The 15,131-nt window shown below is 70.6% G+C and carries 13 protein-coding genes; 9 read left to right on the forward strand and 4 right to left on the reverse strand.

Features of this window, described 5'->3' with window-relative positions:
- Nucleotides 1–9: 9 nt before the first annotated feature.
- From OG622_RS06645 to OG622_RS06655, 3 genes are read right to left on the reverse strand one after another with little or no spacing between them, the layout of a single operon-like run.
- Complete coding sequence (locus OG622_RS06645) at nt 10–1,044, reverse strand: ABC transporter permease (protein WP_371574073.1); 1,035 nt, start codon at nt 1,042–1,044, stop codon at nt 10–12.
- Nucleotides 1,037–2,077, reverse strand: coding sequence for an ABC transporter permease (locus OG622_RS06650; RefSeq protein WP_371574074.1), 1,041 nt, complete (start codon nt 2,075–2,077; stop codon nt 1,037–1,039). Before OG622_RS06650 ends, OG622_RS06645 begins: the two co-directional genes overlap by 8 nt.
- Nucleotides 2,074–3,591, reverse strand: a complete 1,518-nt coding sequence (locus OG622_RS06655; protein ID WP_371574075.1) for a sugar ABC transporter ATP-binding protein — start codon at nt 3,589–3,591, stop codon at nt 2,074–2,076. The genes OG622_RS06650 and OG622_RS06655 overlap by 4 nt, the downstream gene beginning before the upstream one ends.
- Nucleotides 3,592–3,849: 258 nt before the next feature.
- Here OG622_RS06655 and rhaI point away from each other — a divergent pair, with 258 nt between their 5' ends.
- The 7 genes from rhaI (at nt 3,850) to OG622_RS06690 (ending at nt 12,787) form a co-directional block, all read left to right on the forward strand.
- Entirely contained in the window at nt 3,850–5,010 is a 1,161-nt protein-coding gene (gene rhaI, locus OG622_RS06660) for an L-rhamnose isomerase (protein ID WP_371574076.1), read from the forward strand.
- A 179-nt stretch (nt 5,011–5,189) separates the two neighbouring features.
- Complete coding sequence (locus OG622_RS06665) at nt 5,190–7,229, forward strand: bifunctional aldolase/short-chain dehydrogenase (protein ID WP_371574077.1); 2,040 nt, start codon at nt 5,190–5,192, stop codon at nt 7,227–7,229.
- Nucleotides 7,226–8,689 carry a rhamnulokinase family protein gene (locus tag OG622_RS06670; RefSeq protein ID WP_371574078.1) on the forward strand — a complete coding sequence of 488 codons (1,464 nt, stop codon included), beginning with the start codon at nt 7,226–7,228 and terminating at the stop codon, nt 8,687–8,689. The genes OG622_RS06665 and OG622_RS06670 overlap by 4 nt, the downstream gene beginning before the upstream one ends.
- Before the next feature lie 216 nt (nt 8,690–8,905).
- A complete protein-coding gene (locus OG622_RS06675) occupies nt 8,906–9,661 on the forward strand; it encodes a (Fe-S)-binding protein (protein ID WP_371584018.1) in 756 nt (251 codons plus the stop codon).
- On the forward strand, nt 9,658–11,136 hold the full coding sequence (locus tag OG622_RS06680; RefSeq protein WP_371574079.1) for a LutB/LldF family L-lactate oxidation iron-sulfur protein: 1,479 nt from the start codon (nt 9,658–9,660) through the stop codon (nt 11,134–11,136). Before OG622_RS06675 ends, OG622_RS06680 begins: the two co-directional genes overlap by 4 nt.
- Nucleotides 11,133–11,819: a lactate utilization protein C gene (locus tag OG622_RS06685; protein ID WP_371574080.1), complete on the forward strand. Its 687-nt coding sequence runs from the start codon at nt 11,133–11,135 to the stop codon at nt 11,817–11,819. Before OG622_RS06680 ends, OG622_RS06685 begins: the two co-directional genes overlap by 4 nt.
- 173 nt (nt 11,820–11,992) lie before the next feature.
- The gene (locus tag OG622_RS06690; protein ID WP_371574081.1) at nt 11,993–12,787 is read left to right on the forward strand and encodes an SAM-dependent methyltransferase; all 795 of its coding nucleotides are present in this window, start codon (nt 11,993–11,995) and stop codon (nt 12,785–12,787) included.
- A gap of 45 nt (nt 12,788–12,832) precedes the next feature.
- On the opposite strand, the gene OG622_RS06695 is transcribed toward OG622_RS06690, so the two are convergent.
- Complete coding sequence (locus OG622_RS06695) at nt 12,833–13,507, reverse strand: UdgX family uracil-DNA binding protein (protein ID WP_371574082.1); 675 nt, start codon at nt 13,505–13,507, stop codon at nt 12,833–12,835.
- Between the two features lie 101 nt (nt 13,508–13,608).
- Between OG622_RS06695 and OG622_RS06700 the strand changes: the two genes are divergently transcribed.
- Nucleotides 13,609–14,499, forward strand: coding sequence for an EamA family transporter (locus OG622_RS06700; RefSeq protein WP_371574083.1), 891 nt, complete (start codon nt 13,609–13,611; stop codon nt 14,497–14,499).
- Nucleotides 14,500–14,663: 164 nt separating this feature from the next.
- Nucleotides 14,664–15,113, forward strand: a complete 450-nt coding sequence (locus OG622_RS06705) for a Fur family transcriptional regulator (RefSeq protein WP_371574084.1) — start codon at nt 14,664–14,666, stop codon at nt 15,111–15,113.
- Nucleotides 15,114–15,131: the final 18 nt, after the last annotated feature.

Below are 15,131 nucleotides of genomic sequence, written 5' to 3' on the forward strand. Positions count from 1 at the left end.
CGGCAGATTTCAGGTGACCGTCCTTCCAACGGTCTTTCCGACGGAGCCACCCGCGGATTTTCGGCCGGCCCGAGCGAGAGCGACCTGCCTCGCCACCCGGGGACCGAGCACGGACAGCACGAGCAGGACACCCGTGACGACGATCTGCGACTGCGCCGAGACGTCCTGCAGGCTCATCACGTTCTGCAGGGTGCCGAGCAGGAACACGCCGGCGATCGCGCCGCCGAGCGTCCCCTTGCCTCCGTCGAAGTCGATGCCACCGAGCAACACGGCGGCGATGACGGAGAGTTCGAGTCCGGTCGCGTTGTCGTAGCGGGCGCTGGCGTAGTGCAGCGCCCAGAAGATGCCGGTGAGGGAGGCCATGAGGCCGGTCACCGTGAAGAGGATCAGCTTCTGGCGCTTGACACGGATGCCGGTGAAGCGTGCGGCCTCCTCACTGGCGCCGATCGCGAACAGGGAACGCCCGAACGGGGTGGCGTGCAGGACGATCACGGCGATGACGAGCAGCACCAGGAAGGGGATGAGTGCCCGGGGAACGAAGCTGTCGCCGATCCGGCCGGCCGCGAAGTCGAGGTACTGCGTGGGGAAGTCGGTCACCGCGTCGGAGCCGAGCACGATCTGCGCGATGCCCCGGTAGGCGGCGAGCGTACCGATGGTGACGGCGAGGGAGGACAGGCCGAGCCGGGTGACCAGCAGGCCGTTGATCAGTCCGCAGACGACGCCGAGGAGGAGACAGATCGGGATGATCGCCTCGATGGTCAGGCCCTGGTTCCACAGGACGCCCATCACCGCGCCGGACAGGCCGGCGGTGGAGGCGACCGACAGATCGATCTCGCCGGAGACCACGAGGAGGGTCATCGGGAGGGCGACCAGCGCGATCGGCAGGGTGTTGCCGATGAGGAAGGACAGGTTGAGCGCGTTGCCGAAGCCGTCCACGGTGGAGAAGGACAGCAGGAGCACGACGATGAACGTGGCACCGACGGCCGAATCCCACCTTTTCAGGGCGGACCAGCGGCTCGCGCGCGACAGGGTGGAGTCAGCCATGGCGGGCGTTCCTCTTCTTCAGGGCTGCAGCCACCCGCAGCGCGACCACACGGTCCACCGCGATGGCGAGGATGAGCAGGATGCCGTTGATGGCCAGCACCCACACCGAGCTGACGCCGAGGGCGGGCAGCACGCTGTTGATGGAGGTCAGCAGGAGGGCGCCGAGCGCCGCGCCGTAGACACTGCCGGAGCCGCCGGTGAAGACGACGCCGCCGACCACGACGGCGCTGACGACGGTGAGTTCGTAGCCGTTGCCGGTGCTGGAGTCGACGTTGCCGAAGCGGGCCAGGTAGAGCGCTCCGGCGAGGCCGGCGAGGGCGCCGCAGAAGGTGTAGGCGACCAGGATCCGCTTGCGGACCGGGATGCCGGCGAGCCGGGCGGCCTCCGGGTTGGAGCCGAGGGCGTACAGCTCGCGGCCGCTGCCGAAGTGCTTCATGTAGTACGCCGTGGCCACCAGCACCACCACCGCGATCAGCGCCAGGTACGGCACCGCGGAGATACCGCCGGAGCCGAAGTCGATGAATCCGTCGGGCAGGGCGGACGCGGTGATCTGGCGGGAGCCGACCCAGATCGAGTCGATGCCCCGGATGATGTAGAGCGTGCCGAGGGTGACCACGAGGGCGGGCACCTGGCCGAGGCTGACGAGCAGACCGTTCAGCAGGCCGAAGCCGATGCCCAGCAGGACCGCCAGGAGCACGGCCACGACCGGGTTCCCGCCGCCCTGGAGATAGATGCCGGCGGCGAAGGCGCTGATGCCGAGGGTGGAGCCGACCGACAGGTCGACGTTCCGGGTGATGACGACCAGCGACTGGCCTACGGCGACCAGCACCAGGATGGTCGCGTTGAGCAGGAGGTCCTTGATGCCCTGCTCGGTGAGGAACTCGCTGTTGCCCAGCTGGGTGACGACGATCATCACCAGGAAGACGACCAGGATGGCGAGTTCACGCATCTTGAAGACGCGGTCCACGAGCCGGGTGCCGCTGGACTTGGGCACCTCGGCGACGGGGGTGTTCTGAGGGGTGGTCACCGTCATGCGGCGGCCCTCCCGGTGGCTGCGGCCATCACGGTTTCCTCGGTGGCTTCGGAGCGAGGGATCTCGGCGGTGAGCCGGCCCTCGTGCATCACGAGCACGCGGTCGGCCATACCGAGGATCTCGGGCAGATCGGAGGAGATCATCAGCACGGCCACCCCGTCGGCGGCGAGCTGACTGAGGAGGCGGTGCACCTCGGCCTTCGTACCGACGTCGATGCCCCGGGTGGGCTCGTCGACGATCAGCACCTTCGGCCCGGTGGCGAGCCACTTGGCGAGGACGACCTTCTGCTGGTTGCCGCCGGACAGCGTGTTGACGCTGTCGGCGATCCGGGCGTACTTCACCTGGAGCTTGACGGCCCAGTCGAGGGAGCGGCTGCGTTCGGCGCCGCGGTCGACGAGCCCGGCCTTCACGGCCGTACGGAGTCCGGTGAGCCCGATGTTCCGCTCGATGGACATGTCCATCACCAGGCCCTGGGCGCGGCGGTCCTCGGGGACCAGGGCGAGCCCGGCGGCCATCGCGAGGGACGGGGCGCCGTTGGTGAGCGCCTTGCCACCGAGGTCGACCTCGCCCGCGTCCCAGCGGTCGATGCCGAAGACGGCTCGCGCCACCTCCGTACGGCCGGCGCCGACGAGGCCGGCCAGGCCGACGATCTCGCCGCGGCGGACGTCGAAGGAGATGTCGGTGAAGACGCCCTCGCGGGTCAGCCGACGCACGCTCAGCGCGACTTCGCCCGGCTCGACCTCCTGCTTCGGGTACAGCTCCGCCAGGTCGCGGCCGACCATGCGGCGTACCAGGTCGTCCTCGGTCATGCCCTCGGTCGGTTCGCTGGAGATCCAGGCGCCGTCGCGCAGGGTGGTGACCCGCTGGCAGATCTGGAAGATCTCCTCCAGTCGGTGGGAGATGAAGAGGACGGCGGAGCCCTGCTCGCGCAGGGTGCGGACGACACCGAAGAGCCGGGCCACCTCGCTGCCGGTGAGGGCCGCCGTCGGCTCGTCCATGATCAGGACGCGGGCGTCGAAGGACAGCGCCTTGGCGATCTCGACGATCTGCTGGTCGGCGATGGACAGGCCGCGCGCCGGACGGTCGGGGTCGAGTTCGACGCCGAGCCGCTGCATCAGGGCGAGGGTGGCCACGTGGGTGGCCCTGTGGTCGATGCGGCCGAGTGCGCGCCGCGGCTGGCGGCCCATGAAGATGTTCTCGGCGATCGAAAGGTCGGGGAAGAGAGTGGGCTCCTGGTAGATCACGGCGATACCCGCGTCGCGGGCGTCGGCCGGGCCGTGGAAGACCGTGGGCTCGCCGTCGAGGAGCACCTGACCGGAGTCCGGTCGGTGCACCCCTGCGAGGCTCTTGATCAGGGTCGACTTGCCCGCGCCGTTCTCCCCGGCGATTGCGTGCACCTCGCCGGGGAACAGCTCGAAGGACACGTCCCGCAGGGCGCGGACGGCGCCGAAGGACTTGGAAATGCCCTTCAAGGCGAGAACGGGGGCCGGACCCGTGTCGGACCGGTGGGTCATGGGGGCTCCTCGACGACGGCCGGTGGCTAGCGGTGAAGCTGCCTCAGTGCGTCGTGAAAGGTTTCAACTGGGTTGCCGGGACGTTAGGCATCACACGCATGTCACGTCAATGGGGTTCGGTCGAAATTCTTTCGATAGAAGTGGTCACAACAGGGTCACGGCGAACGATATTCAGCCCAGGGGTTGACAGTCCGGCGAGCCGCTCATAGTTTCCGGTACTGAATCGTTTCAGACATCGAAGCCGGTAGGAGCCCTGACGTGACCGAGCTCGCCGCGGTGAAGGCCGCCCTCAAGACCCAGGCCATCGAGACGCCGTCGTGGGCGTACGGAAACTCCGGAACACGCTTCAAGGTGTTCGCCCAACAGGGTGTTCCGCGCGATCCCTGGGAGAAGCTGGACGACGCCGGGAAGGTCCACGAGTTCACCGGCGTGGCCCCGACCGTCGCGCTGCACATCCCCTGGGACAAGGTCGAGGACTATGCGGCCCTCGCCAAGCACGCGCAGGAGCGTGGCGTGAAGCTGGGCGCCATCAACTCCAACACCTTCCAGGACGACGACTACAAGCTGGGCAGCGTCTGCCACCCGGACGCGGCGATCCGCCGCAAGGCCGTCGATCATCTGCTGGAGTGCGTCGACATCATGGACGCGACCGGGTCCCAGGACCTGAAGCTGTGGTTCGCGGACGGTACGAACTATCCCGGCCAGGACGACATCCGTGAGCGGCAGGACCGGCTGGCCGAGGCGCTCGCCGAGGTCTACGCGCGGCTCGGGGACGAGCAGCGGATGCTGCTGGAGTACAAGTTCTTCGAGCCGGCGTTCTACGCGACCGACGTGCCGGACTGGGGCACCGCCTACGCCCACTGCCTGAAGCTCGGGCCGAAGGCGCAGGTCGTGGTCGACACCGGGCACCACGCGCCGGGGACCAACATCGAGTTCATCGTGGCGACGCTGCTGCGCGAGGGGAAGCTCGGCGCGTTCGACTTCAACTCCCGGTTCTACGCGGACGACGACCTGATGGTGGGCTCCGCCGACCCGTTCCAGCTGTTCCGGATCATGTACGAGGTCGTGCGGGGCGGCGGGTTCACTCCCGAGGTCGCGTTCATGCTCGACCAGTGCCACAACATCGAGGCGAAGATCCCGGCGATCATCCGGTCGGTGATGAACGTGCAGGAGGCCACGGCGAAGGCACTGCTGGTGGACACCGCCGCGTTGCGCTCCGCTCAGCAGGCCGGGGACGTGCTGGAGGCCAACGCCGTGCTGATGGACGCGTACAACACGGATGTGCGGCCGTTGCTGCGTGAGGTGCGCGAGGAGATGGGGCTGGATGCCGACCCCATGGGGGCGTACCGCCGGTCCGGGTGGGCGTCGAAGATCGTTGAGGAGCGGGTCGGTGGAGAGCAGGCCGGTTGGGGGGCGTGACCGCTGCGCCGGGCTGAAGCCGATTGCCGTATCTCGTCCGCCGGGTTCCGTCGGTCCCGCGCTGCGGGCCGGTTCGTGACCGGTCGCGCCCACGCGGCGGTAGCCGCATATCGACCACGGTCCCGCGCCCCTCTCTCTCGCACCCTCTAGTCACACGTCACCGTAAGGATTGATCTCGCATGGCAACCCATCCCGAAGCTGCCGCTCTTCTCGCCCGGTCCCGTCGGCTCGGTGCCGATCCGCGTAACACCAACTACGCCGGCGGCAACACGTCCGCCAAGGGGACCGACACCGATCCCGTCACCGGGGGTGATGTGGAGCTGATGTGGGTGAAGGGGTCCGGGGGCGACCTCGGGACGCTCACCGAGGCGGGGCTGGCCGTACTGCGGCTGGACCGGATGCGGGCGCTCGTCGACGTGTACCCGGGGGTGGAGCGCGAGGACGAGATGGTGGCCGCGTTCGACTACTGCCTGCACGGTAAGGGTGGGGCGGCGCCGTCCATCGACACCGCCATGCACGGGCTGGTGGACGCCGCCCACGTCGATCATCTGCACCCCGACTCCGGGATCGCGCTCGCCTGCGCGGCCGACGGGGAGAAGCTGACCGCCGAGTGTTTCGGGGACAGCGTGGTGTGGGTGCCGTGGCGGCGGCCCGGCTTCCAGCTCGGGCTGGACATCGCGGCGATCAAGCGGGAGAACCCGCAGGCCATCGGGTGTGTGCTGGGCGGACACGGGATCACCGCCTGGGGCGAGACCGCCGAGGAGTGCGAGAGGAACTCGCTGCACATCATCCGTACCGCCGAGCGGTTCCTCGTCGAGCGGGGGAAGGCCGAGCCGTTCGGGCCCGCCGTCGAGGGGTACGCGGCGCTCGCCGCCTCGGAGCGCCGGGAGCGGGCCGCCGCCCTGGCGCCGCACGTCCGGGCGATCGCCTCGCAGGACAGGCCGCAGGTCGGCCACTTCACCGACGCGGACGTCGTCCTCGACTTCCTGGCGAGCGCGGAGCACCCGCGCCTCGCCGCCCTGGGCACCTCGTGCCCCGACCACTTCCTGCGTACGAAGGTCCGGCCGCTCGTGCTGGACCTTCCGCCGGCCGCCGATCTCGACACGGCGATCGCACGGCTGAAGGAACTGCACGCCGAGTACCGGGACGAGTACGCCGCCTACTACCAGCGGCACGCCGAGCCCGACTCCCCCGCGATGCGCGGCGCCGACCCGGCGATCGTGCTGATCCCGGGCGTGGGCATGTTCAGCTTCGGCAAGGACAAGCAGACCGCGCGGGTGGCCGGCGAGTTCTACGTCAACGCGATCAACGTGATGCGGGGCGCCGAGGCCGTGTCGACGTACGCGCCGATCGAGGAGTCGGAGAAGTTCCGCATCGAGTACTGGGCGCTGGAGGAGGCCAAGCTCCAGCGGATGCCCAAGGCGAAGCCGCTCGCGACGCGGGTGGCGCTCGTCACGGGTGCGGGGAGCGGGATCGGCAAGGCCATCGCCCAGCGGCTGGTCGCCGAGGGTGCCTGTGTCGTCGTCGCCGATCTCAACGGCGAGAACGCCGCTTCCGTCGCCGAGGAGCTGGGCGGGGCCGACAAGGCCGTCGCCGTGACCGTCGACGTGACGGACGAGGAGCAGATCGGTGAGGCGTTCAAGGCCGCCGCGCTGGCCTTCGGCGGTGTCGATCTCGTCGTCAACAACGCGGGCATCTCGATCTCCAAGCCGCTGCTGGAGACGTCGGCGAGGGACTGGGATCTCCAGCACGACATCATGGCGCGCGGTTCCTTCCTCGTGTCGCGTGAGGCGGCCCGGGTGATGATCGCGCAGGGGCTGGGCGGCGACATCATCTACATCGCCTCGAAGAACGCCGTCTTCGCCGGACCCAACAACATCGCCTACTCCGCCACCAAGGCCGACCAGGCGCACCAGGTGCGACTGCTGGCCGCCGAGCTGGGTGAGCACGGCATCCGCGTCAACGGGGTCAACCCGGACGGTGTGGTGCGCGGCTCCGGGATCTTCGCGGCCGGCTGGGGTGCCCAGCGCGCGGCGACCTACGGGATCGAGGAGGAGAAGCTGGGCGAGTTCTACGCGCAGCGGACCATCCTCAAGCGCGAGGTGCTGCCGGACCACGTGGCGAACGCGGTGTTCGCGCTGACGGGCGGGGAGCTGACGCACACCACCGGTCTGCACATCCCGGTCGACGCCGGCGTGGCCGCCGCCTTCCTCCGATGAGCACGCAGGCGACGAGCGGCTCCGTGAAGTCGTACGCGGCGGTCGACCTCGGTGCGTCCAGTGGGCGTGTCATGGTCGGCCGCGCGGGGCGGGACTCGCTGGAGCTGGTCGAGGCCCACCGGTTCCCCAATCGCCCGGTGCGCACGCCCGAGGGGCTGCGCTGGGACGTGCTGTCGCTGTACGCGGGCGTCCTGGACGGGCTGAGGGCGGCCGGGCAGGTCGACTCCGTCGGGATCGACAGCTGGGCCGTCGACTATGGGCTTCTGGACGCGGACGGTGCTCTGCTGGGCAATCCGGTGCACTACCGGGACGCCCGTACCGAGGGTGTCGCGGAGAAGGTGTGGGCCACCGTGCCCGCCGCCGAGCTGTACGCGGCTACCGGGTTGCAGTACGCGCCCTTCAACACGCTGTACCAGCTGGTCGCCGCCCGGTCCTCCGCCCAACTCGCCTACGCGAAGAAGCTGTTGCTCATCCCCGATCTGCTGACGTACTGGCTGACCGGTGAGCTGGGCACCGAGCTGACCAACGCCTCGACGACGCAGTTGATCGATCCCCGCACGCGCGACTGGTCGTACGACGTGGCGGCACGGCTCGGGGTCGACCTGGAGCTGTTCGCGCCGCTGCGGCGGCCCGGCGATCCGGCGGGACTGCTTCAGCGGCGGGTGCTGGAGGAGACCGGGCTGACAGGACCGGTTCCGGTGACGACGGTCGGGTCGCACGACACCGCCTCGGCGGTGACCGCCGTCCCGGCGACCGGTGAGCGGTTCGCGTACATCTGCACCGGCACCTGGTCTCTGGCCGGCCTGGAGCTGGAGGCGCCGGTGCTGACCGAGGCGAGCCGGGCGGCCAACTTCACCAATGAGCTGGGGCTCGACGGCACGGTCCGTTACCTCCGGAACATCATGGGGCTGTGGCTGCTCCAGGAATGCGTACGGGAGTGGGGGAACCCGGATCTCGGCGAGCTGCTGCGGGCCGCCGCGGCGGTGCCCGCGCTGCGGTCGGTCGTGGACGCCGGGGACGCCGCGTTCCTCGCGCCCGGCCGGATGCCGGAGCGGATCGCCGAGGCGTGCCGGGCGTCGGGACAGCCCGTTCCGGAGACGCCCGCCGAGATCACCCGCTGCATCCTCGACTCGCTGGCCCTCGCCCACCGGCGGGCCGTCACCGAGGCCCAGGCCCTCGCCGACCATCCCGTGGACGTCGTTCACATCGTCGGCGGCGGCACCCGTAACGCCCTGCTCTGCCAGCTCACCGCCGACGCCTGCGGGCTGCCGGTGGTGGCGGGACCGGCGGAGGCGGCGGCCCTGGGCAACGTCCTCGTCCAGGCCCGCACCCACGGCCTGGTCGGCGACCGGGCCTCGATGCGGCAACTCCTCGCCGACACCCAGCCGCTGGTGCGGTACGAGCCCCAGGGCGATCCGGCGGCCTGGCGCGCGGCGGAGGCCCGGCTCACCGAAAGGTGAGCCGGACGCCCCCTGAGGGGCCGTTTCCTGAGGGCCGATCCCAGCGGACCGTTTCCAGCGGGCCGATCCCGGCGGACCCTTTCCAGCGGGCCGTTCCCGGCGGCGGTCCGCTCGCGGGTTCGCCCTCTCCGGCGATCGGCGCTCGGTGCCTCTCGCCCTCCGCCTGCTCACGTCGTACCCTGCACTCATCCGATGACCGACCCCCGAGGAGCCGCGATGCGTGTCGCCCTGTTCCTGACCTGTGTCAACGACACGCTCTACCCGGACACCGGCCGGGCCGTGGTGAAACTGCTGACCAGGTTGGGTGTCGACGTCGACTTCCCGATGGGGCAGACCTGCTGCGGACAGGCGCACTACAACACCGGGTACCGACGGGAGGCCGAACCACTGGCCCGGCAGTTCTCCGATGTATTCCGGGACTACGAGGCGATCGTGACGCCGTCCGGCTCATGCGGGGCGATGGTGCGGGAGCTGTATCCGCGGATGGGTGAACGCGCGCGGGCGGAGGGGCGCGGCGACACCCTGGCACGGACGCTGGCGCCGGTCGTGCCGAAGACCTACGAGCTGACCGAGTTCCTGGTGGACGTGCTGGGCGTGACCGACGTCGGGGCGTACTACCCGCACAAGGTGACCTACCACCCGACCTGCCACGGGCTGCGGAGCCTCGGCCTCGGCGAGCGGCCGCACCGGCTGCTCCGGGCCGTGAAGGGGCTGGAGCTGGTGGAGCTGCCGGGCGCCGACGAGTGCTGCGGTTTCGGCGGTACGTTCGCCGTGAAGAACTCCGATGTCTCGGCGGCCATGGGCACGGACAAGGTGCGCAACGCCGAGTCGACGGGCGCCGAGGTGCTGTGCGCGGCCGACAACTCGTGCCTGATGCACATCGGCGGCACGATGACCCGGCTGCGCACGGCCGTACGGCCGGTTCACATCGCGGAGATCCTGGCGAGCACGGAAGAGGAGCCCCTCGTATGAGCGGGACGTTCGTCGGTATGCCGGCCTTCCCGAAGGCCGCGCACGAAGCCGTGCACAACACGACCCTGCGCGGCAATCTGCGCCACGCCACCCACACCATCCGGGCCAAACGCGCGGCCGCGGTCGCGGAGATGTCCGACTGGGCCGCGCTGCGCGAGGCCGGCAAGCAGATCAAGGACCACACGCTCCGTCATCTCGACCGGTATCTCGTGCAGCTGGAGGAGGCGGTCACGGCCGCGGGCGGCACGGTCCACTGGGCCGCCGACGCGGACGAGGCCAACCGGATCGTCACGTATCTCGTCAAGGCGACCGGGGAGAGCGAGGTCGTCAAGATCAAGTCGATGGCCACGCAGGAGATCGGGCTGAACGAGGCGCTGGAGGCCGAGGGCATCAACGCCTACGAGACCGACCTCGCCGAACTCATCGTGCAGTTGGGCAAGGACCGGCCCTCACACATCCTCGTCCCGGCGATCCACCGCAACCGGGGCGAGATCCGGGACATCTTCGCGCGCGAGATGAGCGAGTGGGGCCGCCCGGCCCCCGAAGGTCTCACCGACACACCCGCCGAGCTGGCGGACGCCGCGCGGCTGCATCTGCGGGAGAAGTTCCTGCGCGCCAAGGTCGGTGTCTCCGGCGCCAACTTCATGGTCGCCGACACCGGCACGCTGGTGGTCGTGGAGTCCGAGGGCAACGGCCGGATGTGCCTCACCCTGCCCGAGACCCTGATCTCCGTCGTCGGCATCGAGAAGATCGTCCCGACCTGGCGGGACCTGGAGGTGTTCCTGCAGACCCTCCCGCGCTCCTCCACGGCCGAGCGGATGAACCCGTACACCTCGACCTGGACGGGCACGACCGCCGAGGACGGCCCGCAGACCTTCCACCTCGTCCTCATCGACAACGGCCGCACCGACACGCTCGCCGACGAGGTCGGCCGCCAGGCCCTGCGCTGCATCCGCTGCTCGGCCTGCCTCAACGTCTGCCCGGTGTACGAGCGGGCGGGCGGCCACGCGTACGGCTCGGTCTACCCGGGCCCGATCGGCGCCATCCTCAGCCCCCAGCTCCGGGGTACGGGGAGCGAGATCGACGCCTCCCTGCCGTACGCCTCCTCGCTGTGCGGCGCCTGCTACGAGGTGTGCCCGGTCGCCATCGACATCCCCGAGGTGCTGGTGCATCTGCGGGAGCGGGTCGTGCAGGGCGGCCCGGTGACGGAGCAGGGCAACAAGGTCGTGCTCAAGCCCGCGAAGGGGCACGCCGCCGAGCGGGCGGCGATGCGCGCGGCCCGCTGGGCGTTCAGCCACCCCGGCGCGCTGCGCACCGGGCAGCGGCTGGCGTCCCGCACCCGCCGCTTCCATCCCCGTACGCTGCCGGGCCCCGGCAAGGCGTGGAGCGCCAGCCGCGACCTCCCCGCGCTGCCGGCCGAGCCCTTCCGGGACTGGTGGCAGCGTACGAACGGTGGAAAGGAAACGGGCAAGTGAGCAGCAGGGATCTGATCCTGGGCCGGGTGCGGCGCGCCCTCGCCGACGTACCACGGGACGACACTCCCCCAGTGCCTGAAGGGCCTGGGAGGGACCCCCAGTACGAGCAGGCGGTCGCGCGGGACTATCTCCGTGAGCACGGAGCGCTGAGCGTCGCGGAGACGGTGGAGCTGCTGGCGGAGAACCTGGCGGACTACCGGGCGATCGTGCACCGCACGGACGCGGACGGGCTCGCCGAGGTCGTCGCGGGGCTGTTGCGCGAGCACGGCTCGAAGTCGGTGCTGTCTCCGCCGGGGCTGCGTGAGGAATGGTTGTCGGCGACCGACGTGACGCGGGTGCCGGACCGGCGGGAGAGCACTGCGGACGAGCTGGACCAGGTCGACAGCGTCGTCACCGCCTGCGCCCTCGCCATCGCAGAGACCGGCACGATCGTCCTTGACGGCTCCCCCGACCAGGGCCGCCGCCGGATCACGCTCGTGCCCGACCACCACATCTGTGTCGTCCGCGTACCGGACCAGGTCGTGTCGTCGGTGCCGCAGGCCCTCGAACGCCTCGACCCGGCCCGCCCGTTGACCTGGATCTCCGGGCCGTCCGCCACCAGTGACATCGAGCTGGACCGGGTGGAGGGGGTGCACGGACCGCGCACCCTGGAGGTCGTGCTGGTGACCGGAAACGGCGGCTAGCACCAGGACTTGGACTCGGCTTCCCGGACGTGGCAGCGCGGCCGGGAAGCCCGCAGGCCGCGGTCGGCCGGATCTCGACGGTGGGCGGTCGTTCCGATGGCTGTCCGCCGGTCACGTACGTGGCGATCTTGCTAGGTTGGTGGCGTCTACACGCGCCAACACGGGGAGTTTCCATGCCACTTGACCGTCCGGCGATCAACAGCGGTGTTCCGCACTCGGCCCGGATCTGGAACTACTGGCTCGGCGGCAAGGACTGCTACGAGATCGACCGGCAGGTCGGTGACGAGATCCGTGGGGTGAACCCCCAGATCGTCGACATCGCCCGCGCCCAGCGGGCGTTCCTGCGCAGAACGGTCACTCATCTGACCGAGGAGGCCGGCTTACGCCAGTTCCTCGACATCGGGACCGGGCTGCCATCCGCGGACAACACCCACGAGGTCGCCCAGCGCACGGCCCGGGACGCGCGCATCGTCTACGTCGACCACGACCCGACCGTCCTCGCCCACGCCAACGCCCTGCTCACCAGCACCCCCGAGGGCGCCACCGCCTTCGTCTCGGCCGATCTGCGCGACCCGGAGACCATCCTCGAACGCGCGGCCGACACCCTCGACCTCGCCCGCCCGGTCGCCCTGTTGCTGCTCGGCATCACCGCCCATGTGCCCGACGAGAGCGTGTACGGCATCGTCACCCGGCTCCTCGACGCCCTGCCCTCCGGCAGCCACCTCGTGCTCGGTGACAGCACGGAGGTGTACCGGCCGGAGGCGATGCGGAGCATGGTCGAGCACTGGAACAAAACGAGCGACAACCCGCGCGTCAACCGCTCCCCCGAGCAGCTCACCCGCTTCTTCGACGGGCTGGAACCGCTGGAACCCGGGCTCGTCTCCGTGGCCCGGTGGCGGTCCGAGCGGGGCGGCTCGGACGAGCCGTGGGAGGTGGACTGCTTCGGCGGGGTGGGGCGCAAGCCGTGAGCGTCGCGGCACAGCGATGACGACGCGGGAACGACGACGCGGGCACTACGGCTCACTCTTGGCCAACGCTTCGGCGGCCACCCTCAGATCCGACACCAGTCCCGCGTACGCGCCCTCGCGGTCGTCGGCGCGGAGTACGGCGGAAGGGTGGATCGTGGCCACTGCGTACGGCCCATGGGATCCGTCCGGGGGCATGGGCAACAGCGCGCCGCGGTCCTTGGTGACCCGGAAGGAGTTGCCGAGCAGTGTTCGGCCGGCGGTCGCGCCGAGGGCCACCACGATCTCGGGCCGGACCAGGCGCAGCTCGGCGAGCAGCCAGGGGCGGCAGGCGGCGGCCTCGCGCCGGTCCGGGGCCTTGTGGATACGGCGCTTGCCGCCGCCCGGTGGACGGGTGAACTTGAAGTGCTTGACCGCGTTGGTCACGTAGGCCGTGTCCATGTCGATCCCGGCCTCCTCCAGCGCCCGCCGCAACAGCTGCCCGGCGGGGCCGACGAAGGGCTCGCCCTGCCGGTCCTCCTGGTCCCCCGGCTGCTCGCCTACGAGAAGGATCCGCGCGGACTCGTCCCCCTTGCCGAAGACCGTCCGGGTGGCGTTCTCGTGGAGGGGGCAGCCCCGGCAGTCCGCCGCGGCCCGGCGGTGGGCGGCGAGACCGCCACGGCTCGGGAGATACGGCTCGGCGTCGTAGGTCCGCCGGTCGCGCGCATGGTCGGTGGGGGTCATCCGCAGCCACCTCCTTCACCGGACAACGGCTCGGAACTCAATGCCGGGTACCCCCGGCGTCCTGGATCTTTCATGGATTGCCCCATGGGGGGCACTTACGGATGATGGCCGCCCTCCTCGCTCTCGCGTCCGCCGCCCTGTACGGCATCGTCGACTTCGCCGGCGGGCTGCTGTCCCGGCGGGTGCACTTCGCCGTGGTCACCCTGATCGGGCAGGCGGGCGGCCTCCTGACGGCGCTCGTGGTGGCGCTTTTGGTGGCGGCACCGGATGTGCGGCCGGCGGATGTGCTGTGGGGCGCGCTGTCCGGCGTCGGGAGCGGGGTGGCGATGACGTTCCTGAACCGGGGTCTGAGCCGGGGCGGTATGACCGTGGTGGTGCCGGTCAACGCCTTGACCGGGGTCGCGCTGTCCGTGCTGTGCGGGGTCGCCCTGCTCGGCGACCGGCCCGCCGGTGTGGCCTGGCTGGGCATCTGCGTGACGCTGCCGGCGCTGTGGCTGGTGTCGGGCGGGGGCGCGGCGAGGACCACCGGGAAGGGGACCAGGTCCGCCGACGCGGGGGGCCCGGCGGGGTCCGCCGGGCTTCGGACGGGGGCGGCCTCGGACGGGCTGGTCGCCGGCCTCGGTGTGGCGGTGCAGTATCTCGGGCCGGCCCGGGCCGGCGCGGAGAGCGGGGTGTGGCCGGTGGTCGCGGGGCGGGCGGCAGCGGTCGTTCTCCTGCTCCCGTGGCTGTGGCGGCACGGGGGGCGGTTCCGCCGGCCGCCGGAGGTGTGGGGGAAGGCCGGCGCGATCGGGGCGGGCGCCGCGCTCGCGCTGATCCTCTACCTGTGGGCGGCCCAGCGGCAGATGCTGTCCGTCGTGGTCGTCCTCGCCTCCCTGTACCCGGCCGTCCCCACGGTCCTCGGCCTGACCCTGCTGCACGAACGGGTGACCCCGCGGCAGGCGGTCGGACTCGTCAGCACGGCGATCGCCATCGTCCTGCTCCCCCTGGGCTGACGGCCTCTCGGCCCGGCCAGGCAGGAGTCGCCCCAGGTGGGAGGCGGTACGGGCCGTGTCCTGGGACCCGTACGGCGGTCACGGACGGTGGCCGGGGCGGCGGAACAAACTTGGATGGTTCATTTTCTTGAACTGTTCGTGTTTATGAGGGTAGGTTGGTCGCCATGACCGCATCCCAGCCTCCGAACACCGCCGAGGAGCTGCGCGGTGCCGGCTTGCGGGTGACGGCCGCGCGCGTGGCGCTGCTGGAAACCGTCCGGGACGGCGACCACCTCGGTGTCGAAGCGATCGCCTCAGGAGTGCGCGATCGTGTGGGCCACATATCGCTCCAGGCCGTGTACGAGGCTCTGAACGCGCTCACCGGCGTCGGGCTCGTACGCCGCCTCGAACCACCCGGCAGCCCGGCTCTGTACGAGGGCCGCGTCGGGGACAACCACCACCACCTCGTGTGCCGCGCGTGCGCCGCCGTGGTCGACGTCGACTGCGCGGTCGGGCATGCCCCGTGCCTGACCGCCTCCGACGACCGCGGCTTCGCGATCGACGAGGCCGAGGTCATCTACTGGGGGCTGTGTCCCCGGTGTTCTCAAGCCAAAGCCAGCATTTCAGCACCCTGATCGACCCCGTTTCCGGAA

The organism is Streptomyces sp. NBC_01314, from assembly GCF_041435215.1.
GTDB lineage: Bacteria > Actinomycetota > Actinomycetes > Streptomycetales > Streptomycetaceae > Streptomyces.